Origin of the sequence: Promicromonospora kroppenstedtii DSM 19349 (assembly GCF_000515355.1) — a bacterium.
Taxonomy (GTDB): Bacteria; Actinomycetota; Actinomycetes; order Actinomycetales; family Cellulomonadaceae; genus Promicromonospora; species Promicromonospora kroppenstedtii.
Map to the genome: position 1 here is coordinate 8,794 of NZ_KI911734.1, position 3,569 is coordinate 12,362.

General features: G+C 71.4%; 3 protein-coding genes. All 3 read right to left on the reverse strand.

What is annotated here, in order from left to right; genetic code table 11:
- Positions 1 to 102: 102 nt before the first annotated feature.
- Positions 103 to 1,095, reverse strand: a complete 993-nt coding sequence (locus tag PROKR_RS22005) for a LacI family DNA-binding transcriptional regulator (protein ID WP_084800600.1) — start codon at positions 1,093 to 1,095, stop codon at positions 103 to 105.
- A gap of 29 nt (positions 1,096 to 1,124) precedes the next feature.
- The gene (locus PROKR_RS22010; RefSeq protein WP_036967527.1) at positions 1,125 to 2,723 is read right to left on the reverse strand and encodes a GH1 family beta-glucosidase; all 1,599 of its coding nucleotides are present in this window, start codon (positions 2,721 to 2,723) and stop codon (positions 1,125 to 1,127) included.
- Positions 2,724 to 2,728: 5 nt separating this feature from the next.
- Positions 2,729 to 3,569 (reverse strand): carbohydrate ABC transporter permease (locus tag PROKR_RS22015; RefSeq protein WP_051433236.1); only part of this gene is annotated, 841 nt, incomplete at its 5' end.

Sequence of the window (3,569 nt, forward strand, 5' to 3'; positions counted from 1 at the left end):
GGGGTGTGTTGCTCTGCGTAGACACTGTCTACGCAGAGCAACACACCCCGCATTCGTAGGTGCTCTGCCGCGACCTCGACACGCTCGACCAGCGGCGGCGGGTCAGGCCGACTCGCCTTCGACCAGGCGCGGGGCGAAGACGCGGCGCTCGTCGCGGACCGGCCGGCCCGCGACCAGGTCCACGAGCATGCTCGTGGCGGCGCCGACCATCTGCACCACCGGGTTGTGCACGGTCGTGAGCCGCGGCGACGTCGTCTCGGCGATCCCGAGGTCGTCGAACCCCACCACGGAGACGTCGCCGGGCACGGAGCGGCCGCGCTCGGCGAGCACCCGCAGCGTGGCCTCGGCCATCAGGTCGGACGCCGCGAAGATGCCGTCGAGGTCGGGGTGCTGGTCCAGCAGCCGGGTGGCCGCCACGTGCGCCCCCGCGACGGTGAAGTCGCCCTCGACCATCGCGTCGTCGGGCAGGCCGGAGTCGCGCAGGGCGTCGCGCCAGCCGGTCATCCGGTCCACGCCCGCGGGCATGTCGAGCGGTCCGGTGATGGTGCCGATGCGCCGTCGGCCGCGGTCGATCATCCGCTGGGTGGCGATGCGGCCGCCCGTCACGTTGTCGACGTCGACGTAGTGCAGGCCGCGCGAGAAGTTCGGGTCGGGCTCGAACAGCCGGCCGACGAAGACGGCCGGCAGGGCCGCCGGCCCGAGCTCCGTCTCGAGCTGGTCGCCCTTGTGGTGGGAGGCGACGATCACGCCGTCCACGTGGCCGCTGCGCAGGTAGCGGCCGACCCGCCCCCGCTGCTCGCCCGGGCGGGCGAGCAGCAGGACGAGCTGGAGGTCCGTCCCGGCCAGCCCCTCGCTGACTCCCGCGAGGGTGCCGGAGAGGAACGGGTCGGTCAGTATGCGCTGGTCCGGCTCGGGCACCACGAGGGCGATCGAGTCGGTCCGCCGGGTCACCAGGGACCGGGCGGCACGGTTCGGTGCGTACCCGAGGCTGGCGACGGCGTCGTCCACCGCCGCCTGTGCCTCGGGCGAGACGCGCAGGCCGCCGTTGATGGCGCGCGACGCGGTCGACCGGGACACTCCGGCCGCCTGTGCCACGTCATCGAGGGTGGGTGGGCCTGAGGTCGTCACGCCGTGCGAACCGCCTTGTCTCCGCCGTCTTCGTCGGTCGGGTACGGCTCGGGCGCCAGAGATCGCTCCGGAACAGCGTTGGCCCGTGCGACCCGACCGTACCAGCGACCGGACGCCTTGACGGTGCGCTCCTGCGTCTCGTAGTCGACCCGCACGAGGCCGAAGCGCTTGCCGTAGCCCCAGGCCCACTCGTAGTTGTCGAGCAGCGACCAGCCGAAGTAGCCGCGCACGTCGGCGCCCTCGTCGATGGCGTCCTTGACGGCGCGCAGGTGCACGTCGACGAACTCCAGGCGCTGCTGGTCGTCCACGAACCCGTCCGCGTCCGCGACGTCCTCGTAGGCGCTGCCGTTCTCGGTCACGTACAGGGCGATGCCGCGCGGTCCCGTGTAGTCCTTCTGCAGACGCAGCAGCAGGCGGGTCAGCCCCTCGGGCTGCACCTCCCAGTTCTGGTCCGTGACGGGGAGCCCGCGCGGGTGCGTGTACGCGCCGTCACCGCCCGGGAACGGGGACGACGACGGCCGGGTCACCGGCGCCCCGCCCTCCAGCGGGTGCTCGGCAGGCACCGCGGCGACGGCGTTGCCGTGGTAGTAGTTCACGCCGAGCGAGTCGATGGGCGTCGAGATGATCTCGAGGTCGCCCTCCTGGATGTGCCGCTCCAGCCCGTACTCACGCACGTCGTCCAGCACGTCGGCCGGGTAGGCGCCGCGCAGGATCGGGTCGGCGAAGATGCGGGTGAACCCGCCGTCGAGCCGGCGCGCGGCGTCGACGTCGGCGGGGTCGTCCGGGTTCAGCGGGTCCTCGACCTCGAAGTTGAGCGTGATGCCCAGGTTCGCGTCCGGCGCACGCTCGCGCAGTGCCTGCACCGCCAGGCCGTGGGCGAGCATGAGGTGGTGCGCGGCGGCCAGGCCGTCCTCGCGGGACTGCCGGCCCGGCGCGTGCTGGCCGCCCGTGTAGCCGAGGAACGCGGCGCACCACGGCTCGTTGAGCGTGGTCCACACGTCGACGCGGTCGCCGATCGCCTCGTGCATCGTCACCGCGTAGTCGCGGAACCGGTAGGCGGTGTCGCGGTTCACCCAGCCGTTGGACTCGGCCTCGATCGCCTGCGGCAGGTCCCAGTGGTAGAGCGTGAGCCAGGGCAGGATGCCCGCGCCCAGCAGCTCGTCCACGAGCCGGTCGTAGTAGGCCAGGCCGGCCGGGTTGACCTCGCGCCCGCCGGGGACCACGCGGGACCACGACGTCGAGAACCGGTAGGCCTTGATGCCGAGGTCCTTCATGAGCGCGACGTCGGCGGGGTAGCGGTGGTACTGGTCGCAGGCGACCTCGCCGTCGTCCTGGTTCAGGACGGCGCCCGGAACCTTCGCGAACACGTCCCACACGGAGTCCTCGCGGCCGTCCTCGTGGGCGGCGCCCTCCACCTGGTAGGCGGCGGTGGCCGCCCCCCAGAGGAAGCCGTCCGGGAAGGCGACGTCCCCGGTGGCGTTGGCCGACGGCGTCGTGCGCGGCGCCGTCGGCGTGTACGGCAGCGCGATGCCCTGGGCGGGGACGCGCACAGCCGTCGGGTCGGTCTTGAAGCTCTGCGTGAGCTCGCGGGTCATCTGGGTCATCCCTTCACGGCTCCCTGCATGATGCCTGCGACGAGCTGCTTGCCGACGAACGCGAAGATCACCAGCAGCGGCAGCGTCACGAGGAACACACCGCCCATGACCAACGAGTAGTCCACGAAGTAGTTCGACTGAAGCGACTTTACGACGAGCGGCAGCGTCGGGTTGCTCGAGTTGAGCACGATCGACGGCCAGAAGAAGTTGGTCCACTGCTGGACGAACGTGAACAGGCCGAGCATGGCCGCCGCGGGGCGCGCCGCGGGCAGCGCGATGCTCCAGAACGTGCGGATCATCGAGGCGCCGTCCACGCGGGCGGCCTCGATCAGCTCGTACGGCAGCGACTCGGACAGGTACTGCGTCATCCAGAACACGCCGAAGGCGGTGACCAGGGCCGGCACGATGACGGCCTGGAGCTTCCCGATCCAGTCGAGGTCCGACATGAGGATGTACATCGGGATGACGCCGAGCTGGGTAGGCACCGCCATCGTGGCGATGACGAACACGAGCAGCGGGCCGCGGCCGCGGAAGCGCAGCTTCGCGAACGAGTAGCCGGCGAGCGTCGAGAACAGTACGACCGCGGCCGAGACGACGACGGCGATGATCAGCGAGTTGGCCAGGGCCTTCCAGAAGTTGATCTGGGTCGACTCGATGACCGTCTGGAACTGGGTGAACAGCGAGAGGTCCGGAAGCCACTGCGGCACGGGGTTGCGCGAGATCTCGACCGGGTCCGACGAGCCGAGCAGCAGCGTGTAGTACAGCGGGAAGACCGAGATCAGCAGCACGACCCCGAGGGCGGCGTAGACGATCCAGCCGGCGCGGCGGGTGGCGCTGCCGGCGGCC